The organism is Streptomyces sp. NBC_01622, from assembly GCF_045209635.1.
Taxonomy (GTDB): Bacteria; Actinomycetota; Actinomycetes; order Streptomycetales; family Streptomycetaceae; genus Streptomyces.
On record NZ_CP109293.1, the window covers coordinates 3,702,371 to 3,726,956 of the forward strand.

At 72.5% G+C, this 24,586-nt stretch carries 27 protein-coding genes; 8 read left to right on the forward strand and 19 right to left on the reverse strand.

The genetic code is table 11. The features are described 5' to 3' along the window. Positions 1–478 precede the first annotated feature (478 nt). From OH768_RS16435 to leuC, 17 genes are all read right to left on the reverse strand, one after another. Positions 479–1,162 carry an adenylate kinase gene (locus tag OH768_RS16435; protein ID WP_406454300.1) on the reverse strand — a complete coding sequence of 228 codons (684 nt, stop codon included), beginning with the start codon at positions 1,160–1,162 and terminating at the stop codon, positions 479–481. Then, entirely contained in the window at positions 1,162–2,583 is a 1,422-nt protein-coding gene (locus tag OH768_RS16440; protein WP_406454302.1) for an MFS transporter, read from the reverse strand. The genes OH768_RS16435 and OH768_RS16440 overlap by 1 nt, the downstream gene beginning before the upstream one ends. Beyond that, positions 2,580–3,257 carry an L-threonylcarbamoyladenylate synthase gene (locus OH768_RS16445; protein ID WP_406454304.1) on the reverse strand — a complete coding sequence of 226 codons (678 nt, stop codon included), beginning with the start codon at positions 3,255–3,257 and terminating at the stop codon, positions 2,580–2,582. The genes OH768_RS16440 and OH768_RS16445 overlap by 4 nt, the downstream gene beginning before the upstream one ends. Before the next feature lie 58 nt (positions 3,258–3,315). Then, a complete protein-coding gene (locus OH768_RS16450; protein ID WP_406454306.1) occupies positions 3,316–4,743 on the reverse strand; it encodes a class I adenylate-forming enzyme family protein in 1,428 nt (475 codons plus the stop codon). Then, positions 4,740–5,501, reverse strand: a complete 762-nt coding sequence (locus tag OH768_RS16455) for a hypothetical protein (protein WP_406454308.1) — start codon at positions 5,499–5,501, stop codon at positions 4,740–4,742. The genes OH768_RS16450 and OH768_RS16455 overlap by 4 nt, the downstream gene beginning before the upstream one ends. A gap of 1 nt (position 5,502) precedes the next feature. Next, a complete protein-coding gene (locus tag OH768_RS16460) occupies positions 5,503–5,889 on the reverse strand; it encodes a hypothetical protein (protein WP_406454310.1) in 387 nt (128 codons plus the stop codon). Continuing rightward, complete coding sequence (locus tag OH768_RS16465) at positions 5,882–6,727, reverse strand: enoyl-ACP reductase (RefSeq protein WP_406454312.1); 846 nt, start codon at positions 6,725–6,727, stop codon at positions 5,882–5,884. The genes OH768_RS16460 and OH768_RS16465 overlap by 8 nt, the downstream gene beginning before the upstream one ends. 29 nt (positions 6,728–6,756) lie before the next feature. Then, entirely contained in the window at positions 6,757–7,503 is a 747-nt protein-coding gene (locus OH768_RS16470) for an SDR family NAD(P)-dependent oxidoreductase (protein WP_406454314.1), read from the reverse strand. Next, a complete protein-coding gene (locus OH768_RS16475) occupies positions 7,487–7,855 on the reverse strand; it encodes a hypothetical protein (protein WP_406454315.1) in 369 nt (122 codons plus the stop codon). Before OH768_RS16475 ends, OH768_RS16470 begins: the two co-directional genes overlap by 17 nt. Beyond that, positions 7,852–8,943: an NAD-dependent epimerase/dehydratase family protein gene (locus OH768_RS16480; RefSeq protein WP_406454317.1), complete on the reverse strand. Its 1,092-nt coding sequence runs from the start codon at positions 8,941–8,943 to the stop codon at positions 7,852–7,854. The genes OH768_RS16475 and OH768_RS16480 overlap by 4 nt, the downstream gene beginning before the upstream one ends. Continuing rightward, complete coding sequence (locus OH768_RS16485; RefSeq protein WP_406454318.1) at positions 8,940–10,097, reverse strand: beta-ketoacyl synthase N-terminal-like domain-containing protein; 1,158 nt, start codon at positions 10,095–10,097, stop codon at positions 8,940–8,942. The genes OH768_RS16480 and OH768_RS16485 overlap by 4 nt, the downstream gene beginning before the upstream one ends. Further along, on the reverse strand, positions 10,094–10,513 hold the full coding sequence (locus OH768_RS16490) for an acyl-CoA thioesterase (RefSeq protein WP_406454320.1): 420 nt from the start codon (positions 10,511–10,513) through the stop codon (positions 10,094–10,096). The genes OH768_RS16485 and OH768_RS16490 overlap by 4 nt, the downstream gene beginning before the upstream one ends. 27 nt (positions 10,514–10,540) lie before the next feature. Continuing rightward, complete coding sequence (locus OH768_RS16495) at positions 10,541–10,813, reverse strand: acyl carrier protein (RefSeq protein WP_406454322.1); 273 nt, start codon at positions 10,811–10,813, stop codon at positions 10,541–10,543. A gap of 150 nt (positions 10,814–10,963) precedes the next feature. After that, complete coding sequence (locus tag OH768_RS16500; RefSeq protein ID WP_406454324.1) at positions 10,964–11,395, reverse strand: heme-binding protein; 432 nt, start codon at positions 11,393–11,395, stop codon at positions 10,964–10,966. A 94-nt stretch (positions 11,396–11,489) separates the two neighbouring features. Beyond that, positions 11,490–12,698 carry an MFS transporter gene (locus tag OH768_RS16505; protein WP_406454326.1) on the reverse strand — a complete coding sequence of 403 codons (1,209 nt, stop codon included), beginning with the start codon at positions 12,696–12,698 and terminating at the stop codon, positions 11,490–11,492. Positions 12,699–12,731: 33 nt separating this feature from the next. Beyond that, positions 12,732–13,325 carry a 3-isopropylmalate dehydratase small subunit gene (gene leuD, locus OH768_RS16510; protein WP_406454328.1) on the reverse strand — a complete coding sequence of 198 codons (594 nt, stop codon included), beginning with the start codon at positions 13,323–13,325 and terminating at the stop codon, positions 12,732–12,734. 1 nt (position 13,326) lies between these two features. Then, the gene (leuC, locus tag OH768_RS16515) at positions 13,327–14,751 is read right to left on the reverse strand and encodes a 3-isopropylmalate dehydratase large subunit (RefSeq protein WP_406454330.1); all 1,425 of its coding nucleotides are present in this window, start codon (positions 14,749–14,751) and stop codon (positions 13,327–13,329) included. A 171-nt stretch (positions 14,752–14,922) separates the two neighbouring features. Between leuC and OH768_RS16520 the strand changes: the two genes are divergently transcribed. The 3 genes from OH768_RS16520 (at position 14,923) to OH768_RS16530 (ending at position 17,738) form a co-directional block, all read left to right on the forward strand. Next, complete coding sequence (locus tag OH768_RS16520; protein ID WP_406454332.1) at positions 14,923–15,828, forward strand: UbiA family prenyltransferase; 906 nt, start codon at positions 14,923–14,925, stop codon at positions 15,826–15,828. 183 nt (positions 15,829–16,011) lie between these two features. After that, a complete protein-coding gene (locus tag OH768_RS16525) occupies positions 16,012–17,124 on the forward strand; it encodes a sensor histidine kinase (protein WP_406454334.1) in 1,113 nt (370 codons plus the stop codon). Beyond that, positions 17,121–17,738 carry a response regulator gene (locus OH768_RS16530; RefSeq protein WP_406454336.1) on the forward strand — a complete coding sequence of 206 codons (618 nt, stop codon included), beginning with the start codon at positions 17,121–17,123 and terminating at the stop codon, positions 17,736–17,738. Before OH768_RS16525 ends, OH768_RS16530 begins: the two co-directional genes overlap by 4 nt. Positions 17,739–17,783: 45 nt before the next feature. Here the strand turns inward: OH768_RS16530 and OH768_RS16535 are convergent, their stop codons facing one another. Then, positions 17,784–18,227 carry a MarR family winged helix-turn-helix transcriptional regulator gene (locus OH768_RS16535; RefSeq protein WP_406454338.1) on the reverse strand — a complete coding sequence of 148 codons (444 nt, stop codon included), beginning with the start codon at positions 18,225–18,227 and terminating at the stop codon, positions 17,784–17,786. Between the two features lie 97 nt (positions 18,228–18,324). Between OH768_RS16535 and OH768_RS16540 the strand changes: the two genes are divergently transcribed. The 4 genes from OH768_RS16540 to OH768_RS16555 all read left to right on the forward strand — a co-directional run bounded on the left by OH768_RS16540 (position 18,325) and on the right by OH768_RS16555 (position 21,944). After that, positions 18,325–19,590, forward strand: coding sequence for an MFS transporter (locus tag OH768_RS16540; RefSeq protein ID WP_406454340.1), 1,266 nt, complete (start codon positions 18,325–18,327; stop codon positions 19,588–19,590). An 80-nt stretch (positions 19,591–19,670) separates the two neighbouring features. Beyond that, positions 19,671–20,105, forward strand: coding sequence for a heme-binding protein (locus OH768_RS16545; RefSeq protein WP_406454342.1), 435 nt, complete (start codon positions 19,671–19,673; stop codon positions 20,103–20,105). Between the two features lie 115 nt (positions 20,106–20,220). After that, positions 20,221–20,712 (forward strand): hypothetical protein, encoded by a 492-nt coding sequence (locus OH768_RS16550; protein ID WP_406454344.1) that lies wholly within the window; start codon positions 20,221–20,223, stop codon positions 20,710–20,712. 68 nt (positions 20,713–20,780) lie between these two features. Further along, positions 20,781–21,944, forward strand: a complete 1,164-nt coding sequence (locus OH768_RS16555; RefSeq protein WP_406454346.1) for a M20/M25/M40 family metallo-hydrolase — start codon at positions 20,781–20,783, stop codon at positions 21,942–21,944. 14 nt (positions 21,945–21,958) lie between these two features. On the opposite strand, the gene OH768_RS16560 is transcribed toward OH768_RS16555, so the two are convergent. Beyond that, positions 21,959–22,690: a TetR/AcrR family transcriptional regulator gene (locus tag OH768_RS16560; protein WP_406454348.1), complete on the reverse strand. Its 732-nt coding sequence runs from the start codon at positions 22,688–22,690 to the stop codon at positions 21,959–21,961. A 173-nt stretch (positions 22,691–22,863) separates the two neighbouring features. Here OH768_RS16560 and OH768_RS16565 point away from each other — a divergent pair, with 173 nt between their 5' ends. Further along, the gene (locus OH768_RS16565) at positions 22,864–24,576 is read left to right on the forward strand and encodes an ABC transporter substrate-binding protein (RefSeq protein ID WP_406454350.1); all 1,713 of its coding nucleotides are present in this window, start codon (positions 22,864–22,866) and stop codon (positions 24,574–24,576) included. Positions 24,577–24,586: the final 10 nt, after the last annotated feature.

Sequence of the window (24,586 nt, forward strand, 5' to 3'; positions counted from 1 at the left end):
GCGCACGTAGATCTGCTTGCTGTGTGCGCACGGGCTCCGCGTGCCGTCGTGTGCGGCGAGTCCGCCCTGGCCCTACATGAACTCATCGACGACATCCCTACAGCGGTGCACATCGCCGCGCCGCGCGGTACGGGCCGCCCCGGGAGAAACCATCCCCGTGTACAACGCCGCGGCGAACTCCAGGACGTCGCACGCGCGTTGGGTGCTCTCTCCGTCATCCGCCCTGCCGTTGAGGCGGTGCTCGCCTGATGGCCGACCCCACGCGTGACACCACCGCCGGCCGCGTCTACGACGACCTTCGCAACCTGGCTCGCCGCGCCGGCCGGTCCACGGACGAAATCATGGTCGCGCGACTTCGTCACCCTCGCCGACTTCAACCGGTGCGCTCTTGTCATACGGGCAACGGAGCCCCTCGGGACAGGCTGTTCTGGCCGGCTGTCCGTGCCGACGGGCTCCGTTGCTCTGGGGCGGGGAGCCTTCAACTCCCCTGTGCGACCGCCGTATCCAGTACGCCCGGCAGGCCGAGGGTCTGGAGTATCCGGGCCGTCACCTCCTCCGTGGTGCCGGTCGCGTCGACGGTTCGCAGGAGGCCCGTTCCGGCGTAGTGCGCGGTCAGCGGGGCGGTGGACGCGCGGTGGACCGCGAGTCGGTCCCGCACCGTGGCCGGGGTGTCGTCGGCGCGCTGGTACAGCTCGCCGCCGCAGTGGTCGCACAGGCCCCGGACCGCGGCCGGTGCGCTGTGCAGGTGAAAGATGTGGCCGTTGTCGCGGGAGCAGATCTGGCGGCCGCCGATCCGGCGGACCACCTCCTCCTCGTCGACGACGAGGTCGAGCACCGCGGTCAGCGCTGTGCCGGTCTCGGCGAGCATGGTGTCCAGCGCCGTGACCTGGAAGGCGCTGCGCGGGAACCCGTCCAGGACGTACCCCCCGGCGGTGTCCGGGTGACGCAGCCGGCCGCGTACCACCGCGGTGATCAGCGCGTCGGGCACCAGTTGTCCCGCGTCGATGAGGTCGGCCGCGCGCTGCCCGAGGGCGGTGCGCCTGCGGACGTGGTCGCGCAGCATGTCTCCGGTGGACAGGTGCGGTATGCCGAGCCGCCGGCTCAGCCTGCGGGCCTGGGTGCCCTTGCCCGCGCCGGGCGGCCCGAACAGAACCACCCGCATCAGACGGGCTCCTCGCTCGTGTCCGGGGCGGACAACGCCGACGGGGACTCGGCGGCCCCCGCGGTCACCGGTTCCGGACGTCGCAGCAGGGTCACGACGAGCGCCGAGACGATCAGCAGTCCACCGGTGAGCCACAGTCCGGGGCGGACCGAACCGGTCAGGTCCCTCAGCCACCCCGTGACGTACGGCGCGGCGAAGCCGCCCAGGCTGCCGATGGTGTTGACGAGGGCGATGCCCGCAGCGGCCTCGCGCTTGCCGAGCATCGCCGTGGGCAGGCTCCAGAAGACCGGTATCGCCGACAGCACACCGATCGCGCAGACGCTGATCACCGCCATGGTCGGCAGCGGGCCACCCATGTAGAGGGCGAGCGGGATGGAGATTCCGCCGACGACGGCCGGGACGACGACTCCCTGCACGGCACGGCGGGGCGCCCGCTGGACGTACCGGCCCCAGCACACCATGGCCACGGCGCCGAGGACGTACGGCACGGAGTTGATCAGTCCGCGCTCGACGATGGTGAATTCCGCCCCGCCGCTCTCGTCCTCGAAGCCGGCGATGATCGTCGGGAGGAAGAAGCTGAGGGCGTAGAGGCCGTAGATGATGCCGAAGTAGGCGAAGCCCAGGGCGAATGTGCGTGGGGTGAACCAGCCGCCGCCCAGGCGTGGTTCGCCGTCCCGGGGGCCGGGGCGCTCGGTGCCCTCCGCAGCCACCCTCGCCACCAGCCAGTCCCGCTCGCGCTCGGTCAGCCAGCGGGCTTCCTGGGGCCCGTCGGGCAGCAGGCGCCATACGACCACCGCGAGGAGCAGCGCGGGCAGTCCTTCGAGGACGAACATCGCGCGCCACCCCGCCAGCCCGAACATTCCGTCCGCGTGCTGGATGAGCAGCGCGGACAGCGGGGCGCCGAGCGCGGTGGACAGGGGCAGCGCGACGAAGAAGCCGGCCATCAGCCGGGTCCGCACCTCGCGGGGCAGCCACAGCGTCAGATAGAACACGATGCCGGGCAGGCACCCCGCCTCGGCGATGCCGAGCAGCAACCGGGCCACCTGCAACTGGCCCGCGTTCTGCACCAAGGCCGTGAGCGCCGCGACCAGTCCCCAGGAGACGAGGATGCGGACCAGCCATACGCGCGCACCGAACCTGCGCAGGGCGAGATTGCTGGGGACCTCGACCAGCGAGTAGCCGATGAAGAAGATCCCGGAGGCCAGGCCGAACGCGGCGGAGCTCAGTCCGAGGTCGTCGTTCATGCCGTTCGGCCCGGCGAAGGCGATGTTGCTGCGGTCCAGGTAGCTGACCAGGTAGAGCAGGCCGAGCAGGGGCAGCAGCCGGCGGGCGACCCTGCCGTACACCACCGCCCCGGCGACGGTCTCCGCGGTGCCCCGGCCGCCCTGGGCGGACCGGGGTCCGGGTGTGCGTGTGGTCATGATCCGTCCTCCAGGAGATGGGCCAGGTCGCCGAGGGCGTCCCTGATGTGGGCGTGGGTGATGTCGCCGAGACGCAGCACCTTGAACGGGACCGTCGCCGCCGTGACGATCGTGGAGGAGGCCGTGGTGCCCTGACGTTCGCCGCGGATCACCATGTCGACGGACGGGCCGATCTGCCGGACGGCCAGATCGAGGTCCACGAGGACGCCGTCGGCCTGGCCCGACAGATTGGCCGAGGTCATCGCGACCGGCTTGCCGGTGAACTCGATCAGCCGCTGGAGGGTCGGGTTGGACAGGCAGCCGAGGGCGACGGTCGGGCCGCCGCACACCAGGTGGTCCGGAATGCGCTGGTTGCGGGGCAGGACGATGTTGAACGGGCCGGGCCAGAACGCCTCGGCCAGCCGGCGCACCGCCTCCGCCAGTTCGGCGGGGACATCGGTGTACTCCTGCCATTCCTGCGGGTGGCGTACGAAGAGCGTCAGAGGGGAGGTCGGCGGGCGGCGCTTGATGGCGAAGGCCCGCTCGACCGCCGCCCTGTTCCAGGGGTCCAGGGTCAGGGCCAGATTGGTGTCGGACGGGGCGACCACCACTCCGCCTGTACGGATCAGATCACCCGCGATGCGCAGGTTCTCGTCGGTGGGCGCGGCGACGTTGGCGTACATGTCGACAGTCACGGTTCTCTCTTTCGGTTCGGTGGGGGGGAAAGCACGTGGGGGAAGAACGGGCGGCGCGCTATTTGCTGAGCCGGGTCCCGGTGCCGACCACGGTGAACGTGCGCGGCACCTCCACCGCGCGCAGCCGGCCCCGGCACCAGCGGCGCAGCGCCGTGGCGTCGAAGGCGTCCGCGCCGGGCCTGGGCAGGATCTCGGCGGTCAGGCCGGCCTCGCCGGCGGAGCTGACCCGGGCCGCACCGACCGCGGGATGGTCGGCCAGCACGCGTTCGACGAGACCGAGGTAGACCTTCTCGCCGCCCACCGAGGCCACCCGGCGGGCGCGGCCGACCAACCGGAAGGTGCCGTCCGGGAGTTGCTCGCAGATGTCGCCGGTGGGCACCTCGTCCCCGGCGTCGTACGAGGTGAAGCCGCCGTCGGTGTAGCCGCCGGCCTGTGCCGTCGGCGTGCGGACGACGAGCTGGCCGTCCGCGTCGAGCCGCCAGCTCACGCCGGCCAGCGGGTGCCCGAGGCCGTCCTCGTGGTCGCCCGCGTCCAGCCTGTTGGTGGACACGCGCGGTCCTGCCTCGGTCAGCCCGTAGGTCGTGGCGGTCTCGGGGACACCGCGGGCGCGCAGTTCGGCGAGGGCGGTGCGGCCGAGCCGGTCGCCGCCGACGGTGACATGGCGCAGGGTGCCGGGCAGCCGCTCGCCGCCGCCGATGACCCGCATCAGCAGATGCGGGGTGAGCGCCGTGTGCGTGACCCCGAAGCCGCGCGCCACCTCGAACCAGTTCGCCGTGGAGAACGGCGGGTCGATCAGGGCGAGTGCGGCCCCGCGGGCGAGCACACCGAGCACCCCGCAGACGAACGCCGACGAGAAGAACATCGACTGGGACAGCAGATACCGGTCCTGCGGGCCGAGGGAGCCCAGGCTCTCCCAGTGCATCCCCGCGTTGCGCAGCAGGGCGGCCCGCCGGTGCGCGACGGCCTTGGGCAGTCCGGTGCTGCCGGAGGTGGCGAGGACCAGGTACGGCTCCGTGCCGGGCGGTGCGCCCGCCCCGTGGCCGGTGCCGTCCAAGGGCAGCAGCACCGTCTGGCTGTCGCGCGTCAGCGGTTCGCCGCCCCGGGCCGCCCAGGTCCGGGAGACGGCCGGGGTGAGCCGGCCCGCGACGGCGCCCGTGGCCCGTGCCAGCAGCCGGTAGCCGTCCTGGGCGAGCGAGTCGGCCAGCAGGACCGGGACCAGGCCCGTCTCCCAGGCCGCCGTGACGTCCAGGAGTGTGGTGAGCCGGCTGCCGGTGGCGATCAGGACGCGGTCCCCGGGGGCGAACCCGTGGCCGGCCCACTCCTCGGTCCTGGCGGCGACGGCCGCGGCCAGCTCGCCGGCGTCCAGGGTGCGTGAGCCGGCCGCCGTGTGCTCGGTGACCGTCGCCGCGGGGTGGATCCAGGCCGGGCCGCTCGCGGGACCGGGGTCCTGCCGCCCGCCCACGGCGACCGTGCGGGCCGCGCTCACGGCGCCGCCACCGGTACCCGGCCGCCGTGGATCACCGGGGCGACCCGGCGCACCGCGGCCAGGTCCTCGGCGGCCGGCGTCCGCCGAGGACCGGCCGGGCCGGCGTCGGGGCGGTGGAGCTCGCTCGGGCCGTACAGTTCCCGGGGCACGAGCCGTACGACCCCGTGCTGTGCCCCGGTCGCGGGAGTGCCGGTGAGTGTCACCGCGGTGAGTACGGCGAGGCCCTCGCCGCCGCGCAGGGAGGCGTCCGGCAGCCAGGTGCAGTGGCCCGCGTACCCGGTGGTGATCGCGCCCGACCCGAGCCGCAGAGCGGCCAGGAACAGGGCTCCGTCCAGGGTCGCCCGCCGGCCGGCGAGGACCACCGAAGGTCCTTTCGCACCCAGCTCCCGGGCCACGCTCTGGGCGACGATGTTGTAACCGGCGGCCGAGAAGGTCGACGGGGAGCGCCGCCCGGCGGCGAGCGCACCGGCGAAGGCGCGCACCGATCGCTGGTTGCCGCTGCGGGTGCTGATGAACACCCCGCGGGAGAAGGGGTCGGCGCCCGCGGGGTCGGCGGCGGCCAGCTCGCGTGCGGCGAGCGCGCAGAGCAGGGACGCCGGGTCCTGCTGACCGCGCAGGGCGCGCGGGTCGGCCTCGATGACGAGCGAGCGGTCGACATCCCCGGGGGCCTGCCCGGCGAGCAGGCCGGGGGTGGCGAGCACCACGGCCGAGCGCAGCCGGAAGGCACCGGGGACGCCGTTGAAGAGCAGAGTCGTCATGTCACATCACCTCCTGGGTGCGGACGGTGGCCGCGTAGCAGGTCCGGCCGTGTGCGCGGAGCGAGGTGGAAACGGTGGACAGCGGCCCCGAGCGCACCAGCCGCGCTTCGAGGACGGCGTCGGCCGGGAGGGTCTCGTCGGTGATCTCCAGCTCGTCGAGCCGGGCCGGGACGCAACGCCGCGCTCCGCGGGCCCGGGCGGCGAGGCGGCAGGCGATCTGATGCATGGCTTCCACGGCGATGAGCCGGTCCGCTTCCGGGGCATGTCCCTCGGGCAGCACGAGCCGGGCGCGCGCGGTGTCGCCGGTGGCCTCCAGTTCGCCGCACAGGCCGAGGAACCAGCCGGTGGCGGCCGCGGGCGGGGCCGGGGCACGGTACGGCTCAGGCATGACCCACGTCCCCGGGCCAGGTGCCCATGACGTGGTAGCCGGCGTCGACGTACACCGTCTCGCCGGTGGTGCCGGAGGACAGGTCGCTCAGCAGGTAGAGGGCGGTGCCCGCGATGTCCTGCGGGGTGACGGGCCGGCCGAGCGGGCTGCGTGCGGCCCGCTGGGCCATGGAGGCGGCGAAGTTGGGCAGCCCGAAGGTGGCCAGGGTGCGCACCGGGCCCGCGGACAGGACGTTCACCCGGGTGCCGGCCGGGCCGAGTTCCGCGGCCAGGTAGCGGGCCGCGGACTCCAGGGCTGCCTTGGCCACGCCGAGCACGTTGTAGCCGTGGCAGACGCGTTCGGCGCCGAGGTAGGACAGGGTGAGCAGGGAGGAGTCGGGCGACAGGTAGGGGCGTACGGCGCCCGCGAGTCCGATGAGGGAGTAGACCGAGCTCTCCATGGCCTGGGTGAAACCCTGTCGGCTGGTGCCGGCCAGTCCGCCGGCCAGCTCGTCCTTGTCGGCGTGGGCCACCGCGTGCACCACGAAGTCGACGGCTCCGTGAAGCTCGGCGAACTCGGCGCACACCCGGTCCATCGCGCCGTCCTCCAGGACGTCGCAGTGGCCCAGGTAGGGGGCCGGTGCCCCGTCGGCGGCCAGCCGGGGCAGGGACTTCTCCAGCCACTGGCCGGCGCTGCGCGCCCGGTAGGTGAAGCCCAGTTCGGCGCCCTCGGCGGCCAGCCGCCGGGCGATCCCCCAGGCGATGGACCGCTGATTGACCACTCCGAGGACCAGGCCCTTGCGGCCGGCGAGCAGCCCGGCGCGCAGCGGCGGCGGGGGTTCACTCATGACGGTGGACATGTGCTGCCTCTCTTCGACGTCGGCGCCGCTCACAGCTGGGCCCCTCCCGCGACGGGGAGCACCGCGCCGACCAGTTCCGGGCTGCGTCGCAGCAGCGAGGTCACCAGGCGGGCGACGTCCTGCGGTTCGGTGAACCTGCGCAGCGGGATCTCCCGCAGGTACTTCTTGCGGTCCTTGCCCTCGTTGGCGTCGAGCAGCGGGCCGGTGAGGTCGGTCTCGACGAAGCCCGGCTCCACGACGTTGGCGAACACGTTGAAGCGGGCACCCTCCAGCGCCACGCCCGCCGCGTACCTGGTCAGGGCGGCCTTGCTGACGCCGTACATCGCGTTGCCCACCCTGGCGTTGCGGCGGGCCTGCGAGGAGATGTAGACGATGTCTCCGCGGCGCCGTCCGAGCAGGTGCGGCAGCGCGGCGTGGGTGAAGGCGACGGCGCTGCCCAGGTTGGTGTCGAGCAGCTGCCGCAGGTCGCTCCAGGTGACCTGGCCGGCCAGCTTGTCGACGGTGAGCCCCTGGTTGTTGACCAGGGCCCGGAGCCGGCCGCTCGCCGCGACCGTGTCGACGAACTCCCGTACCGCGTCGGCCTCCCGCCCGTCCACCAGCGAGCCGCGTGCCCGGCCCCCGGTGGCCTCGGTCAGCTCGTCGGCGGCGCGCTTGGAGGTGAGGTAGGTGAACTCGACGTCGTATCCCTCCTCGGTCAGGGATCGCACCACCGCGCGGCCGATGCCCCGGGCGCCGCCGGTGACCACGGCGACCGGTCGTTCAGCGGGCCCGGACATCGCTGACCGCCTCCCCTCGTACGGCGACGACCTCGCGGCCGTCCTCCTCGGTCAGGACGGTGCAGACGATGGCGCCGTCGGTGGTGGTCGCCGTGCAGCGGATCCGGGCCGGGGGCACCAGCGGGCGGGCGAATCGCACGTGCCGCAGCGCCCGCGCCGCCGGGTCGAGGTGCCGGGCCAGGCCCAGCATCAGGTGCACGGCCGCCGAGCCGGGGAGCATGGGGTTGCCGGGGAAGTGCTCGGCGAAGACGGGCCAGTGCTCCTCCAGGTCGAGCACGGCCGTGACGGCACCGGCCGACCGGTCGACCGGCGGCGCGAGGGGGATGCCGAGCAGCTCGCGTGGTGCGCTCATGCCGCCCTTCCTTTCGTGGTGGCTGCGGGCTTCCGGCCGGCCGAACGGGCCAGTTGCCCGGTGACGAAGCGCGCGTAGGAGTCCTCGTCGACCCGGATGCGCGCGTCGTCCGGCACATGGGCGTCCAGGACGGCGTGGTCGAAGCGGAAGCCGCAGTTCATGAACGCCACGTTGTCGGCGTTGACGGAGGCGTACGCCCGGTCGAGCGCCGTGTCGGGCGGGCCGAGCCGCAGCAGCTGTGCGCCGAGGGCCGTGTTGACGGCGGCCGTCGCGGCGCCGTTGGTCAGCGACTGGTCGCCGAGGTGGTAGTAGGGGGCGACCTCGGCGCCGGAGGCCGCACGGGCGGAGAGCGCGGCGCAGCTCGCGGCGAGCTGGTCGACATGCGCGAGGGGCGGGGCGACGTCGGGGTCGGCGTCGAGGGTCAGCGTCGCCGACCTGGCCCGGAGCTTCGCCAGCATCTCGACGAGCGTGTAGTGGCCGGCCCGGTTGGCCTGGACGGGGGTGTGCCCCGCGGGGCCGATGACCGAGCCGAGCCGCAGCACGGACACCGGGGCGCCGGTCAGGTGCCGGACGTTGTCCAGCATGTGCTCGGCGAGCAGTTTGGAGACCACGTAGGGGTTGACCGCGTCCGGCCGCCACACCGGCGCCTCGGCGACGATGTCGCGCCGTCCGGGCGAGCCCGGCCCGGTGACCCCGACCGTGGAGACGTGGAAGAAGCGCTCGGCGGGCGCGCACTCCTCCAACAGGCGGAGCGGCACGGAGGCGTTGGCCGCCACGGTCGCGCCGAGCTTGTCCTTGTCGTACGACAGCGCGGCGCCCACGTTCCACACCTGCGCGACCTGTCCGAAGCCCGCGGCCCGCAGCCGCTGGCCGGTCAGTCCGTCGAGGGAGAGCGCCTCGGTGCGCTCCACCAGGGCCGTGCCGCCGCCGGTGGCCTCCAGGACCCGGGTGAGCCGGGCGCGCAGCCCGGCCAGGTCCGGTGCGCCGGAGGTGAGCAGCAGGACCCGGTCGAAGTGCGGCAGCAGGGTGGCGGTGAGTTCGGCCCCGACCAGACCGCCGCCGCCGGTGACCACGAGATTCCGGCTCATACGGCGGCTCCGGCTTCCAGGACCACGCAGGAGTTCGCTCCGCCGAAGCCGTAGGTGACGCTCACCCCGAGGGTCCGGCCGGCGGGCAGGGGCAGCGGGGTCGCGCCGGCCACCGGGGCGCCGGACCAGCGTTCGTGCGGCGTGCGCAGGCCCGCGGTCGGCGGGGCCAGGCGGGCGCGCAGGGCGTGGGCGGTGAGCATGGCCTCGACCGCGCCCGTCGCACCGAGCGAATGGCCGAGCGCACCCTTGGTCGCGGACACGGGCACGTCACGGTCGGGGAAGACGGCGCCGTAGACGGCCGCCTCCATCTCGTCGTTGACGGGGGTGCCCGAGCCGTGCCCGTTGAGGCAGGCGACGTCCCGCGGGCCGGCCCCGGCCAGGGCGAGGGCGGTGCGCAGCATGTGCGAGGCCCCCTCCCCCGACATGTCCGGGGAGGTCAGCGAGTCGATGTCGGTGCTCGACGCCCAGCCGCGCAGTACCGCGAACGGGGCGGCCGTCAGCCGGTCCCACGGGGTCAGGACCAAGGCGCAGGCGGCCTCGGACAGGGTGGTGCCGTCGCACGCGGCGTCGTAGGGGCGGCAGCGGTCGGGGGACATCGTCTTCAGGCCGGAGTGCCCCGCGTACTTGCCGGGCTCCAGTGAGTCCACGCCGACCGCGAGGACGACCGGGGCGACCCCGGACGCGACCAGGTCGGCGCCGTACGCGACGGCGTCCGTACCCGAGGAGCAGGCGGAGGAGAGCACGGTGACGGGGCCGGTGAGGCCGAGCGGGCCGGCCACCTCCGCCCAGAAGTGGTCGAGTTCCACCTCGGGGCCGTCCTGCTCGAAGATGTCGCCGAGGCTGACGCCCAGGGTCACCCAGGCGTCGGCCAGTTCGGCGCCGCTCAGTCCCGCCTCGGCGGCCTTGGCCAGGGCCTCGGTCACCGCCGCGGTGGCCAGGGCGGCGAGCCGCGGCCCGCCGCCCAGCCCGTCGAGACCCGCGACCTCGCCGACGGTGGCGCTGCGCCCGGTGGGGCCGGCGGGGAACAGGCTGAGCGGGCCGAGACCGTCGGCGCCCTCGGACACGGCCGCCCATGTGGCGTCGGCGGAGCCCGCGAGGCAGGTCGTCGCGCCGGCCGCGGCCACGGCCACGCGAACCGGGGGCTTCCGGTTCATGCCGCACGCTCCCCGGGTGCCCGCTGCTCCTCGGCCAGCCGGGCCGCGAAGACCGCGGGGACGGACAGCAGCCGGTACGGGTCCTTCTGCACGAAGACCAGGTCGAGTTCGGCCCGCGCGAGCAGCTGTCCCCGGGCTTCGGCCCGGAAGCGCAGCTGCAGGGAGCGGCCCAGGTTCTCGGCCCGGGTCACCGACACCCGCACGGTGTCGTTGCGCAGTGCGGAGTTGCTGTACGAGGCGCGCACCCGGGCGACCCGGACCTCCACGCCGTCGCCGAGAAAGCCCGGCGGCGAGCTGTAGCGTCCGAGGAACTCCTTGAGCGCGTTGCTGTACCAGCGAAGGTAGTTGGAGAAGTGCACGACCTCGAACTCGTCCACTTCGGCGTCCAGGACCGGGTGTTCCACGCTGAGGATCATCGGTTCTCTCCGTCTTGGATCGCTCGGTCAGTTGCCGAGCTTGCGGCCGACGAGCGCGACGACCCGGCCGATGGTGGAGAAGTTGTCCGGAACGAACTCGCCGTCGGAGACCGAGATCCCGTACTCGTCCTCCAGGTGGGCGAGCAGTTCCGCGAAGCCGAGGGAGTCGACGCCGACTTCCGTGCCGAGCAGCGCGTCGTCCTTGATGTCGGCGGGATCCAGGTCGATGAACAGCGCGTCGACGATGAACTGCTTGAGGTGGGCGGCGACGGCATCGGGGGCGAAGGCGGTGACGGTCATCACGTGCTCCTCTGCTGGAGGGTCGGGAGGTGGCTGTCTTTGTCTTTGCGCACGGCCTGATGCGGGCGGCTGGGAGGGGGCGCCGGGCGGCCGGTGCGGGCCGCCCGGCGGTGGACCGGGGTTCCGGTCCGCGGGCTGTGGTCGGGGGGCTCAGCTCTCCAGGACGGCGAGCGCGGCCTTGGCGATCTTGATGTCGTCGCTCCAGTGACCACCGCTGACGCCGATTCCGCCGACGACGGCGCCGTCCACGGCGATCGGCAGTCCGCCGCCGAAGATGATGAGGCGGCGGATGCCCGTGGGCGCGCCCATGGCGAGCGGCTGGTCGTCCTTGATGAAGTCGTGCCACTGGTCGGTCGGCATCCCGAAGCCGGCCGCGGTGTACGCCTTGTCCTGGGCGATGTCGATGGTCAGCAGCGCGGCGCCGTCCATCCGCGCCAGCGCGTTGAGGTGGCCGGACTCGTCGACCACCGCGATGGTGGAGGGCTGGCCCAGCTCCTCCGCGGCCGACGTCGCGGCGTCGACGAGCCGCCGCGCGAGTTCGTTGGTGAGGGCGGGTCGCTGGCGCACCTGGGCGGATGCCATGGACAACTCCTTGCTTTCGATGGGGTGTTGTTGCGATGGGGAGTCAGGGAGTACGGGCCCGGGACCCCCTCGGGGGCGGGAGAGTCCCGGGTGATCAGGAGGCGGTGGCCGGCTCGGCGGCGGGCTCGGGGTCCGTGGCACGGGGCAGTGCCAGTACGGCCGCTGCCGCGAGGACGAGGTAGCCGACGACGACACCGAGCAGCACGTGCGGGAATCCGACGCGGTCGAGCAGCAGCCCGGCCAGCAGGATGAGCAGGGTGTTCACCACGGCGAAGCGGGCCTCGTTGGCGCGCAGCGCGGCGGCCCGCTCGGCGGCCGGCCGGTCGGCGAGCAGTTCACCGATGGCGCCGACGGCGACGGGACGTACCGCTCCCACACCCGCGCCGAGTGCGAGGGTGGCGACCGCGGCACCGGGCGTGTTGGGCTGCCACAGCAGGATCAGCAGACCGGCACCGGCGAGCGCGGCGCAGGCCGCGGCGGTGGCCCGGGCACCGAACCGGTCCACGGCCCGGCGGCCGTTGCGGGCGGTGAAGTAGCCGCTGAGCGTGTAGGAGCCGAGCACCACGCCGAACAGCGGCAGCGAGACGTGCAGCCGCAGGTAGAGGAGATAGGGCAGGAAGCCGATGAACAGCGCGAGCACGAAGGCCCGGACGACGGTGTAGTACGCGCTCCAGCGCAGCGCGGCGGAGTAGCGGGGGTCCTTGCGGTGGGGCGCTTCCTCGTCGGCCAGCGCCGGGTCCCGGCTCTTCTTCGGTGCCCCGGTGAGGCCCCGGCCGACGATCGGCACCGTCAGGGCGGCCAGCGCCGACATCACGGCCGACAGGACGAACGGCGCCTGGTGCGACCACTGGTAGACGATCGCGCCAAGCACTCCGGCGACCAGCGCGGCGGCGAAGGTCAGCGAGCCGCTGCGCGCCTCCCAGGTCCGGGCGTCGGCGCCGTCGCGCTTGCAGATCTCGGCGAGCAGAGCCGAGTCGGTGCCGCTGGCCAGCGAGAAGCCGAGGGCGGCGACGATCTGGCCGGCCACGGCCATGGGCAGCCCGCCGGGCAGGGCGAGCAGCACCAGGCCGAGTGCCTTGAGCCACTCGCCGGCGGCGACCGCCGCGGTGAGGCTGAGGCGGGCCGCGAGGGGCTTGGTGACGGAACCGGAGAACGCGAGCGCGGCGCCGTACACCGCGAGGGTCAACTCGACGGTGGGCAGCGAGAATCCTCGGTCGTGGAAGAAGACGAAGAGGATCGAGAGGTGGAAGTAGGACCGGGACAGTACCCGGTAGCCGGTGAAGACCTTGGTGGCGGACGGCATGGCGGACTCCGGTGGTCGCGGCGGGCCTTGGACTCAGACAGCGGTGACCGTCGGCTTGAAGGAGGGCCGGCCCGCCTCGTACGCCTGGATCGCGGCGGCGTGCCGCAGCGTCGCGTCGATCTCGTCGAGGCCCTCCAGCAGACGTGTGCGGTGGTAGGGGTCGAGTGCGAAGGGGACCGTCAGCTCACCGGCCCGCACGTGGAGCCCGGCCAGGTCGACGGTCACCGGCTCGTGCGGGAACTCCTCGGCCCTGCGCCACAGTTCGGCGATGACGTCGTCGTCGAGCTGGATGGTCAGCAGGCCGTTCTTCAGCGAGTTGCCGCGGAAGATGTCCGCGAAGCGCGGAGAGAGGACGACCCGGAAGCCGTGGTCGAGGAGCGCCCACACCGCGTGCTCGCGGGAGGAGCCGGTGCCGAACTCGGGGCCGGCGACGAGCACCGTCGCGCCCGCGTACTGGGGCAGGTTGAGCTCGAAGCCCGGGTCGGTGCGCCACACGGCGAACAGCCCGTCGGCGTAGCCGGTGCGGGTCAGCCGCTTCAGGTAGCGGACCGGGATGAGCTGGTCGGTGTCCACGTTGCTGCGCCTGAGCGGCAGCATGCGGCCGGTGTGGGTGACGAAGGGTTCCATGTCAGACCTCGGCGGTGATCGGCTCGGGCAGGGACTCGGGGGAGGCGAGCGCTCCGGCGACGGCTGTCGCGGCGGCCACCGCCGGGGAGACCAGATGGGTGTGCGAGCCCGCGCCCTGGCGGCCCTCGAAGTTGCGGTTGGAGGTGGAGGCGGCGCGCTGGCCGGCCTCCAGGAAGTCCGGGTTCATGGCCATGCACATCGAGCAGCCGGCGTTGCGCCACTGCGCCCCGGCGTCCCGGAAGACCCGGTCGAGGCCCTCGGCCTCGGCGGCGGCCTTGACCCGGTCGGACCCCGGCACGACGAGCATGCGCACCTTCGGGTCGACCCGGCGCCCGCGCAGGACCGCCGCCGCGGCCCGCAGGTCCTCGATCCGGCCGTTGGTGCACGAGCCGAGGAAGACCGCGTCCACGGGAATGCCCGCCAGCGGAGTGCCCGGGGTCAGCCCCTGGTAGCGCAGGGCGCGTTCGCAGGCGGCGCGCTGCTCGGGGTCGGTGAACGACTCGGGCGCGGGGACGGCGGAATCGAGGGGCGCGACCTGGCTGGGGTTGGTGCCCCAGCTCACGTACGGCGTCAGTTCGCCCAGGTCGAGGTCGACCTCGCGGTCGAACCGGGCGTCGTCGTCGGTGCGCAGGGTGCGCCAGTAGGCGACGGCGGCGTCCCAGTCGTTGCCCCGGGGAGCGTGCCGACGGCCCTTCAGATAGGTGAAGGTGGTCTCGTCCGGGGCGATCATCCCGGCCCGCGCGCCCGCCTCGATGGACATGTTGCAGATGGTCATCCGCGACTCCATCGACATCTCCGCCAGCGCCTCACCGCGGTACTCGATGACGTGCCCCTGGCCGCCGCCGGTGCCGATCCGCCCGATGACCGCGAGGATGACGTCCTTGGCGGTCACTCCGGGGCGGGGTGTCCCGCGCAGGTTCACCGCCATCGTCCGGAACGGCGGCAGGCGCAGCGTCTGGGTGGCGAGGACGTGCTCGACCTCGCTGGTTCCGATGCCGAACGCGAGCGCACCGAACGCCCCGTGGGTCGAGGTGTGCGAGTCACCGCAGACAAGGGTCATACCGGGCTGGCTGAGTCCCGCCTCGGGGCCGATGACATGGACGATTCCCTGGCCCGGATCGCCCAGCGGATAAAGCGTCACGCCGAACTTCTCGCAATTCTTTCGAATTGCGTCCACCTGGGCCCTGGATATCGGGTCGGCAATGGGCAGGCCGATATTCTCCGTGGGAGTGTTGTGGTCCTCGGTCGCCAGGGTGAGGTCGGGCCTGGCGACCTTCCTGCCACGCAGTTCCAGCCCGTCGAACGCCTGTGGGCTGGTCACTTCGTGGAGAAGGTGCAGGTCGATATAGAGAACGTCGGGTTCACCCGGCGCCCGGTGGACCAGGTGGGCGTTCCAGACTTTCTCGGCCAGCGTCTGCCCCGGCACGTGTGCTCCCGTCTCTTCGCATGATGTCGGCTGGCACCGACTGAAGCAGAGCGGGAATCGGCGGCTCAATACATGTGCCCCCCAGGTGGTATGCGCGTACCACTAAGGTGACATCGCGGAATGAATTGTTCCTCGCCCGGCCGCGGGGTCGCCCGCCTTACATTCGGCGTTATGTCAACGGTTGCCGTGCGTAGCCAGTCGATCACCACTCATCGCCTCCCGTTCAGGCTGTTGTTGTGCCTGGGGGAAGCCCGGCCCCTCGTCCAGCTCGTCTCCACACTGCGGTACCTCGTCGGCGCCCAGTGCGCCCCGGGCGGCGGCGCGCCGAGCGTCGCGGTGCTCACGGGTGCCGGCGCCTGGTGGGCCGCGTCCACCTGTGTCTATCTGTTCAACGGCCTCATGGACCTGCCGGAGGACCGCGCCAACGGCTCCCGCAGGCCGCTCGCCCGCGGCGCCCTCGACCCGCGCACGGCGCGCGGCTGCCTCCTGGCCCTGCTGCCGGCCTGTCTCGGCCTCAGCCTGTTCGCACCCCTCACGACCGGATGCGTGCTGGTCTTCCTGGTTCTCGGGTACCTGTACTCGGGGCCCCGCCTGGCCGCCAAGCTCCGTACGTGGTCGACGAGTTGCGTCACCACGGCGGCCACCTTCACCACCTATCTCGCCGGTGCGCTCGCCACCGGGTCCGGGGTGAACAGGACCACCCTCGTGTTCGCCACCGTGATGTCCCTGTGGGTAGGCCTGATCGCCGCCGTCTCCAAGGACCTCGGCAGCGCCGACGGCGACGCGCTGGCGGGCCGCCGCACCCTGGCGGTCACCCGCGGGGAGCCCGCCGTCCGCGCCTTCTGCTCGGTGGCCGCGCTCGGCCTGGCCGGCGCCGCCCTGCTCGGGGCCGCGGTATCGGCGCCGTCCGCGGCACTGACCGTTGCCGCGGTGGCACTCAGCGCCGGTGCTCTCCTGTTCACGGCACGCTGTCTACGGCCTGCGGCAGCATCTCCGCGAGCCCCCTACCGCATCTGCATGGTGACCCAGTACGCCGTCCACGTGGCGACCGGTACGGCACTCGCCGCCGGCCTGTGAGGCGACCGGTCGGCGCATCGCCGGTTATCGCCAACTCCCCATCGTCCAGGCATTCTTGAAGGATTTTTTGCTCGACGACAACTTCCCCGCACAGAAGCGTTGCTACCGTCTGCTCGACTTGGCTGGAGCGGCCCCACACGACCCGGCCGTCGGGCAACGGGGGAAGGTTTAGTTGCTATGCCCATGTCTGCTTCCGGAACCGGGACGGGGGCCGCACGTCGACGGGCCGCCACAGTCGAATCGGCGGTCGAGGCCTACACCGCCGCCCTTCGGGAGATCGACAGTCCGCTCGTGCGGCGCAAGGACGTCTGGGCGTCGGCCCAGGAACAGGCCCGCGACATCCTCACCGAGTGCCTCCTCGCCATGGCCGGCGAGGATGTCCAGGTGGCGATGGAGGCCGAGCTCACCTCGATGGCCCTCGGCATGCGCCGCGCGTTCGAGCAGATACCGCCCATCGACTCCGTGCACGCCTCACATGTGCTGTTCAACGTGGCCGCCGACGTTCTCGTGACGGAGGCGCGGCAACTGCCGCCGGGGGCCGGGCTCGAGCGGCTCGCGCACGCCGTGCGCATGCTGCACAGCTCCATCTTCACCCGGGTCGGGGCCGCCGCGATCGGCTACGAGACCTCGACGCTGCGCGGGGTCGGCGCGGCGAACACCTCGCGCCGCAACGAGCTGGCACGCGACATTCACGACCACATCGGCAGCAGCCTGAGCCTGGCCCTGCGCAACCTCGACCTGTACGAGGCCGAGCGGGCGGCCGGCGGCAACGCCCAGAACCGCATCACCGCCGCCCGGCGCGCGCTGCACGACACGTTCCGGTTCACCCGGTCCGTGGTCAGCGGGCTGCGCGCGTACGAGCTGCGCGACAGCCTCCAGTCGGAGATCGACTCCTACACGCGGTCCGCGGCCGACGGGAACACGCTGGTCAAGGTCCGGATCAACGGGGACGAGTCCTGGGTGCCCGGCACCCGTCGCGAGGAGGTCTTCCTGGTCGTACGGGAGTGTCTGCGCAACGCGCTGACCCACGCGGACGCCTCCCGCGTCGAGGGCGACATCACCATCGCGCCGGACAGCGTCGCCTGCACCATCGAGGACGACGGACGAGGTTTCGACACAACGTCCCTGCGGGCCCGGCAGGGCGGCGGCATGGCCTCGATGCGCGAGCGGATCACCGCGCTGGGCGGCACCTTCCAGGTGGCCAGCCGTCCCGGCGTCGGCACTCGCGTGCACTTCCAACTGCCGCTCGGGGCCGTGGCGGACGTCGAGGGCCGTTCCGGACGGGTCCACCCGTGAGCGACGGGCAACGTGACATCCGTATCGTCGCGGCCGACGATCACAGCCTGCTGCGCGAGGCGCTGTGCACACTGCTCGACCTGCAGGACGGCCTGTCCGTCGTCGCCCAGGCGGGTGACGGGCCGACCGCGGTCTGCCTGGCCCGCGAACACCAGCCGGACATCGTGCTGCTCGACGTGGAGATGCCGGGCCCCGGGCCGCTGCAGACCGTGCGGGAGCTGTCCGCCCAGGCCCCGCGGTCCCGGATCATCGTGCTCACCATGCACAACGACGCGCGGCTGATCGAGGCGCTGCTGGACGCGGGGGCGGCGGCGTATCTGCACAAGGAGGTCGACCAGGAGGTCCTGGTCTCGGCAATCCGCAGCTCGACGGCCGGCGCCCGGCTGACCTTCCTGCCGCGCTCCGCGAGCGGGCCGGTGCAGCATCCGCTGACCGTTCGTGAGCAGGAGCTGATGTCGCTGGTCGCGGCGGGCCTGAGCAACCGCCAGATCGGCAACCGCCTGGGCATAGTCGAGGGCACGGTCAAGCGCCATCTGCGCAACATCTTCGACAAGCTGGGCGCGGGTTCGCGCCTCGACGCGGTCAACAAACTGCGCGCGCTCGAGCGGTTCTGAGGGCCGGCCGCGCCGTCCCGCCGCCGTTTTCCGAGTCTGCGCGGATCAGGCGCGGGAGACCGGCGCGGTCACGCGGGCGGCGGTCTGTGACACCCGCGCCAGCAGCTCCTTGAGCGTGTCGAGCTCCTCCGGTGTGAGGCCCGAGCCGAGGACGGAGTCCAGGGTGGCGACCTCGGTGTCGGCACGGTGGAACACCTCACGCCCGCGGCCGGTGAGACGGATCTCGATCAAGGTGCCGTGCACCGGGTGCGGGGTCCTGCGGACCAGGTCCCTGGCCTCCAGGCGGCCCACGGTGGAGTTCATGGTCTGCGGCGTGACCGCACAGCGGCGGGCGAGTTCGGCGGCGGTGATGCCGTCGTGGTCGCACAGGACCGCCAGCGCCGTCTGCTGTGCCGGCGTGATACCGGTCTCGCGCATCACGTACTCCTTGGCCTGCTGAGTGGCCTGCTCCGCGCGCTTGATGTAAGCCAGCAGCCGTTCCGAATGCATGCGGTCAGCCTACTGCCCGTCAGCAATAAGCACACTTGTCTTTATCAGCATGCTTACTGTTAACTGTCAGCGATCGAACTCCTGAGAAGGGATACCCGTGGACCGCCACCCCCACCCAGCCGCGCCCTCCGCAGACCGTCGCCGCTGGGCCGTCCTGGCCGTCGGCCTGCTCGCCATGACCGCCGGCTGCACCTTCCAGTTCGGCCTCGCCTACCTGATCCCCGCCCTGCGCGGCGAAGGCCTGTCCCTCGGCGAGGCCGGCCTGCTGGCCGCCGCCCCCACCGCCGGCCTGCTGTTCACCCTGGTCGCATGGGGTGCCGCCGCCGACCGATGGGGTGAGCGCTGGGTGCTCGCCGGCGGCCTGGCACTGGCCGGCGCCGTCCTGGCCGCGGCGAACGCCGTGCACGGCCCCGCCGCGCTGGGCGTCTGCTTCCTGCTGGCCGGCGCGGCGGGCGGCTCGGTGCACGCGTCCAGCGGGCGGCTGATCCTGGGCTGGTTCGCCGCCCACGAGCGCGGCCTGGCCATGGGATTGCGACAGACGGCCCAGCCCCTCGGCGTCGCCGTGGCCGCGGTGGCGCTGCCCACGCTCGCCGCCGCCGGCCTCGTCGGGGCCCTGGTGTTCCTGTCCGCCTTCTGCCTGGTCGCGGCCGGCCTGGTGGCCGCCTTCGTCCGGGACCCGCAGCGCGCCTCATCCGGCGCCGCCGAGCGCTCCGGATCGCCGTATCGCACCCCGGTGCTGTGGCGGGTCCACGGCTCCAGCGCGCTGCTGATCGTGCCGCAGTTCACCGTGTCCACCTTCGCCCTGGTCTTCCTGGTCGACATGCTGGGCTGGCAGGCGACCGAGGCGGGCCGGGTACTGGCCGTCGCCCAGATCGGGGGCGCCGCGGCGCGTCTGCTCTCCGGCTGGTGGTCGGACCGTGCGGGCAGCCGGCTGCGGCCGATGCGCACGCTGACCGTGGCCATCGCCGCCACCGTCGCCGCCCTGGCGACGGCGTCGACCACACCTGGTGGCACGGCCGTCGCCCTGGTGGTGATCGCCGCGGTGGTCACCGTGAGCACCAACGGCCTGGCCTTCACCGCGGTCGCCGAGCACGCCGGGAACGGCTGGGCCGGCAAGGCCCTGGGCATCCAGAACACCGCCCAGAACGCGGTCGCCGCTGCCACACCGCCGGTCATGGCCGCGGTCATCTCCGGCCCCGGCTACCCCGCGGCCTTCGGCGCGGCGGCGATGTGCGCCCTGCTCGCCGTGGCCGTCATCCCGGTACGGGCCGAGGGCGGAACCGCCGCGCGCAAGGCCACCGACGCCAAGTCCTCCGACACGGCACCGCGCGCGAGCCACCACCCGCGCCCCGCGCGGCCCTGACCCACGCCCGACGGGACCGCCGTACCGGACCGCTCCACGAACGAGACCGCCCTAGGAAATCGAAGGAAAGGACCCTCGCCATGACCACTCTGCCCACCACCCACGTGCAGCAGATCCCGAGCATCACCAACGCTCTGGCCCGTGACATCGTCACCGCCGCCATCGAGGCCGCCGAACGGACCCCGCACCGCTTCTCCATCGCCGTCGTCGACGCCGCGGGCCACCTCAACGCGTTCGCCCGGATGGACGGCGCACCCCTGCTGACCATCCAGATCGCCCAGGACAAGGCGTACACCGCGGCGGGGTTCGGGATGGCGACCGACCAGTGGCACGAGTTCATCAAGGACGACGCCCCGCTGGCCATGGGCGCGCCCGCCGGCATCGACCGCCTGGTCACCTTCGGCGGCGGCATCCCCGTCACGGTGGACGGCCGGATCGTCGGCGGGGTCGGGGTCTCCGGCGGCCACTGGAGCGATGACATCGAGATCGCCCGGGCGGGACTCGCCGTCGTCTGAGCCGGGCGGCCGACGGGCGGGCCGCTCATGAGCGGAAGAGGGAGCGACCGAGCCGGTCCTCCTCCAACGGTGGAGGGCCTCGGCTCCCAGGTATCCGAAACCGTCCGCGAGTTCCGTGACGGCCAAGGTCTGCACGTCGTACGTCACCTCGGGCCCGGAAGGCTCGGCCATGTCCGTGGGCTCGTCGTCACCCGCCTCCCGCTGCGCTGCCGCGCCGGCGCACACCTCTCGGTGGACCACGCCTTCGTGCGCCGTCGACTCCGGGCTCGACACGGTCACCGGCCCGCGCCGGCTGAGCTTCAGTCCCGACAGCACCCGTATCGCCACGGCCGGATGGACCGGAGCCGCCGTCCGGCAGGCCGAGAACGGGAGGCTCGTCCATCGGCTCCCGGTCCACCGCACCGTAATCGACCTCGACCACAGCCCGGACGGCACACACCTGGTGGCGGCGGTCGGCAACCACCGCAGCGACCAACCGACCTGGATGATCCTTCTGGTGTTGCCGCTCAGCGGATTTCTGCAGGAGTGGGGCAAGGAGTTGGCCCAGCACGCCTGCAGTGAGTACGCGCGGGCGCTAGCAACGGATGTTGACTATCTTCTAGACTAGGAGCATGGTGATGCTCCCGTGCCCGGGCTCCCCGGATCCCGGGCTTCACCGATCGGAAGGAAGCCGCCTTGTCCTTCAGTTCTTCCGGCTCCACTCCCTCCGAGCGCTTCACCCGGCGGCTCGGGCAACTGGTGGGTATCGAGACGCCGTCGGGTTGGGACCGAGGGCTGAACGACGCCTACGACCTGCTCGAATCCTGGGCGGGCGGCGTGCTGGGGCGGCCCGAGCGGGTCGTCTCCGGCGGGGTGCCACATCTGTACTGGCGCGGTGCGGATGCCGCCGTGCCGAAGAACCGCCGGGTCCTGCTGCTGGGGCATGCCGACACGGTGTGGCCGCTGGGCACGCTGGCGGAGAACCCGTTCGCGGTGTCGGGGGCACGGGCGACCGGGCCCGGGGTCTTCGACATGAAGGCCGGGCTCGTGCTGGCCTTCGAGGCGCTCGCGCTGGCCGGTGACGTCTCGCACGTCAGCATGGTGGTGTCCGGTGACGAGGAGCGCGGGTCGATCACCTCGCGCGCGCTCGTCGAGGAGGCCGCGGCGGCCTGCGGCGCGGTGCTGGTGCTGGAGCCCAGCGAGGGCGGCGCGCTCAAGACCGCCCGCAAGGGCGTCGGGCAGTACCGCCTCGGTGTCAGCGGCCGGGCCGCGCACGCCGGGCTCGAACCCCACAAGGGCGTCAACGCGCTGATCGAGCTGGCCCACCAGGTGCTGACGATCAGCGAGTTGGCCGACCGTGAGCGCGGGACCACCGTGACGCCCACGGTGGGCGGCGCCGGCACCACCACCAACACCGTTCCGGAGCGGGCGTTCGTGGAAGTCGACGTACGGGCCTGGGAGCACGTGGAACTGGAGCGGGTGGAACGGGAACTGCGGTCACTGCGCGCGCGGGAACCCGGCGCCGAACTCGCCTTCCTGAGCGGCGTCAGACGCGGCCCGCTGGAGCGCGGGATGTCCGTCGGCCTGCTGCGCTCCGCCCGGGCGGTCGCCGAACGGCTGGGACTCGCCCCGGTCACCGAGACCAGCGTCGGCGGCGGCTCGGACGGGAACATCACCGCGAGTCTGGGGGTGCCCACCCTGGACGGCCTGGGTCCGGACGGCGGCGGCGCGCACGCCCGCCACGAGTGGGTGGATCTCGGCTCCGTCCGGGACCGCGCCGCCCTCATCGCCGGTCTCCTCGCCGATCCGGCGGACCGTGACCGGGGCCCGGCCGCCCCGGTCACGCCTCCGGCGGCCTGAGACCGGGGCCCCTGTTATGCCTCCGCCGCCCGGTCCCGGACCCGGGCCTCCACCGAGTCCAGCAGCATGTCGATCGCGTTTTCGAAGATCTTGGGATCGCCGATCGCCGCCAGCGGGGCCGTCAGTCCGGCGATCCTCGGGTAGGTGTCCGCCGGAAGGCGGCGGTACTCCAGTTCCCAGGCCAGGGTGTCCCGGTCGCGGGAGTCCGCGTCGAGGGCCTGGAGCCCGGCCTCCATGGCGGACAGCGAGCGGATGACGTTCCCGAAGATCCGGACGAACATCACCGCCTCCTCGTCGTCGAGGCCGGCTCGCTGCAGACAGTCGAGGGCGAACTCCACGTTGGCGAACTCGGTCGGCCGGCGCGTCGTGCGTGCCGCCATCTGCCAGGCGAACACGGGATACCGCATGTAGTGCTCGTGGATGTGCCGGGCCTGCGCGCGCAGGTCCTCGCGCCAGGAGTCGGTGGCCTTGAGCTGTCCGCCGTAGGAGCGCGCCCGGAGGTCGTCGATGAGCTCCAGGATCAGCTCGTCCTTGTCGCGGAAGTGCCGGTAGAGCGAGGTCGGGTGGGCGTGCAGCTCCTTGGCGAGGGCCTGGAAGGTGAACGCCTCCAGTCCGTCCCGGGTGGCGACCTTCTCCGCCGCGTCCAGGATCACCCGCCGGCTGAGCGTGTCCCGCGCCAGCCGCCGCCGGCCTCCGGTCCCGCCCGCCGCAGCGTCCTTGCCGTCGCCCGTGCGCACACCACTCATGCTCGTCCCTTCCCTCGGCCTCCGGGCCGCCGTCGCGACCCTATCGCCTGCACCAAAACGTTATCCACATGCCTGGGCAATGCGAACGCATAGTGACTAGCCTATGTCCATTGCTAAGTCTTGCGCAGCTCCCTACGATGAGCCCACGGCTTCGCCACGGAAGGTTTCCAGCCATGCCTCAACCGCTCACAGCGACCGTTCAGGGCCGGTTCCCGGCCAGACTCCCGGCGGCCGGCGCACTCCTCACCGCACTGGCGCTGACCGCCACCGCATGCACCTCCGGGGCCCCCACTCCACAGTCGGACATCGGCACGAATGTGCCGGTCAGACAGGGTGGCAGCCTGGTCATCGGAGCCGAGCAGGAGCCCGACTGCGCCGACTGGATCGGCACCTGCGGGGCCTCCATCTGGGGCACGTACCTGATGCAGACCCAGACCGTCCCACAGGTGTTCAACGTCCGCCTCAACGGCGGAAACTGGACACCGGTCGCCTCGAACCTGATGGCGTCCGAACCGACCACGAAACCGGTCGGGAACCAGCAGCAGATCACCTACAAGCTGAACCCGAAGGCCGTCTGGTCCGACGGGAAGCCGATCACCTCCGCCGACCTGAAGTACACCGCTCTCCAGGTCCGCGACGGCAAGGCGATCTTCGACAAGAGCGGCTACGACCGCATCACCTCGGTCGCCACCCCCGACCCCGCCACCGCCGTCGTCACGCTCAAGTCCCCGTACGGCAACTGGAAGCAGCTCTTCGGCGCCGGCTACGGGGTGCTGCCCTCCCACCTCCTGGCGGGCAAGGACCGCGACGCCGTCATGAAGGACGGCTACACCTTCAGCGGCGGCCCCTGGAAGATCGCGTCCTGGAAGAAGGGCGTCTCCGTCACCCTCGTCCCCAACGACCGCTACTGGGGCCCCAAACCGCACCTGGACAAGGTCACCTTCCAGTTCGCCTCGGACACCTCGGCGGCGATCCAGGCCTTCGCCGGCGGGACCTTCGACGCCCTCTACCCCACCCCGCAGCTCACCACCGTCGACCAGATCAAGACCCTGGGCAGCGCGGCCCACATGCAGGTGCAGTCGCAGACCGGCAACCTCCAGGCCCTGTGGCTCAACAACGACAGGTTCCCCTTCGACTCGGCCGCCGTGCGCAAGGCCTTCGCCTACTCCGTCGACCGCGCGGCCATCGTCAAGCGCCTGTTCGGCTCCTACGGCGTCACCGCTCCCGCACAGAGCTTCCTGTCGCCGCTGCTCTCCCGCTACGCCTCCGCCGACTTCTCCGGCTACCAGCCCGACGCGGCCAGGGCGGCACAGCTGATGAAGGCGGACGGGTGGACGAAGAACGGCAGCGGGTACTGGGCGAAGAACGGCAAGGAGGCCGCGTTCACCGTCACCTCCCTCGCCGGCAACCAGAGCCGTGAGCTGACCGAGCAGATCCTCCAGGCCCAGCTCGGCAAGGCCGGGTTCCGGGTGACGATCAAGAACTCCACGCCCGCGAACATCTTCGGCAAGCTCGCCCCCGCCGGCGACTTCCAGCTGGGCCTGTGGAACCTCACCGACTCCTTCCCCAACCCCACCCTGTCCGCCACGTTCAGCAGCACGGCCATCCCGAGCGCCGCCAACGACCAGTCCGGCATCAACTTCATGCGCATCCGCGTCCCGGGACTGGACCCGGTCCTGGAGCGGGTGGACACCGAACTGGACGAGAGCGCCCGGGTCGCCGAGTCGCACAAGGCGGAGAAGCTCATCGCCGACGACGTGCCCTCACTGCCGCTGGCCGCCGTCCCCAACATCCTGGTCACCGGCGCGCGCGTCGGCGGGCCGCTCTCCATCAACCCGGTGGAGGGCCCCTGGTGGAACCTCGCGGAATGGGGCCTGACGAAATGACACCGGTCCG

Excerpts from the sequence above, each read along its gene's own strand:
- OH768_RS16435 (WP_406454300.1), bottom strand. The coding sequence starts at position 1,162 with ATGCGGGTGGTTCTGTTCGGGCCGCCCGGCGCGGGCAAGGGCACCCAG.
- OH768_RS16440 (WP_406454302.1), bottom strand. The coding sequence starts at position 2,583 with ATGACCACACGCACACCCGGACCCCGGTCCGCCCAGGGCGGCCGGGGC.
- OH768_RS16455 (WP_406454308.1), bottom strand. The coding sequence starts at position 5,501 with ATGACGACTCTGCTCTTCAACGGCGTCCCCGGTGCCTTCCGGCTGCGC.
- OH768_RS16460 (WP_406454310.1), bottom strand. The coding sequence starts at position 5,889 with ATGCCTGAGCCGTACCGTGCCCCGGCCCCGCCCGCGGCCGCCACCGGC.
- OH768_RS16465 (WP_406454312.1), bottom strand. The coding sequence starts at position 6,727 with ATGTCCACCGTCATGAGTGAACCCCCGCCGCCGCTGCGCGCCGGGCTG.
- OH768_RS16470 (WP_406454314.1), bottom strand. The coding sequence starts at position 7,503 with ATGTCCGGGCCCGCTGAACGACCGGTCGCCGTGGTCACCGGCGGCGCC.
- OH768_RS16475 (WP_406454315.1), bottom strand. The coding sequence starts at position 7,855 with ATGAGCGCACCACGCGAGCTGCTCGGCATCCCCCTCGCGCCGCCGGTC.
- OH768_RS16480 (WP_406454317.1), bottom strand. The coding sequence starts at position 8,943 with ATGAGCCGGAATCTCGTGGTCACCGGCGGCGGCGGTCTGGTCGGGGCC.
- OH768_RS16485 (WP_406454318.1), bottom strand. The coding sequence starts at position 10,097 with ATGAACCGGAAGCCCCCGGTTCGCGTGGCCGTGGCCGCGGCCGGCGCG.
- OH768_RS16490 (WP_406454320.1), bottom strand. The coding sequence starts at position 10,513 with ATGATCCTCAGCGTGGAACACCCGGTCCTGGACGCCGAAGTGGACGAG.
- OH768_RS16495 (WP_406454322.1), bottom strand. The coding sequence starts at position 10,813 with ATGACCGTCACCGCCTTCGCCCCCGATGCCGTCGCCGCCCACCTCAAG.
- OH768_RS16500 (WP_406454324.1), bottom strand. The coding sequence starts at position 11,395 with ATGGCATCCGCCCAGGTGCGCCAGCGACCCGCCCTCACCAACGAACTC.
- OH768_RS16505 (WP_406454326.1), bottom strand. The coding sequence starts at position 12,698 with ATGCCGTCCGCCACCAAGGTCTTCACCGGCTACCGGGTACTGTCCCGG.
- leuD (WP_406454328.1), bottom strand. The coding sequence starts at position 13,325 with ATGGAACCCTTCGTCACCCACACCGGCCGCATGCTGCCGCTCAGGCGC.
- OH768_RS16520 (WP_406454332.1), top strand. The coding sequence starts at position 14,923 with ATGTCAACGGTTGCCGTGCGTAGCCAGTCGATCACCACTCATCGCCTC.
- OH768_RS16525 (WP_406454334.1), top strand. The coding sequence starts at position 16,012 with ATGTCTGCTTCCGGAACCGGGACGGGGGCCGCACGTCGACGGGCCGCC.
- OH768_RS16535 (WP_406454338.1), bottom strand. The coding sequence starts at position 18,227 with ATGCATTCGGAACGGCTGCTGGCTTACATCAAGCGCGCGGAGCAGGCC.
- OH768_RS16545 (WP_406454342.1), top strand. The coding sequence starts at position 19,671 with ATGACCACTCTGCCCACCACCCACGTGCAGCAGATCCCGAGCATCACC.
- OH768_RS16560 (WP_406454348.1), bottom strand. The coding sequence starts at position 22,690 with ATGAGTGGTGTGCGCACGGGCGACGGCAAGGACGCTGCGGCGGGCGGG.
- OH768_RS16565 (WP_406454350.1), top strand. The coding sequence starts at position 22,864 with ATGCCTCAACCGCTCACAGCGACCGTTCAGGGCCGGTTCCCGGCCAGA.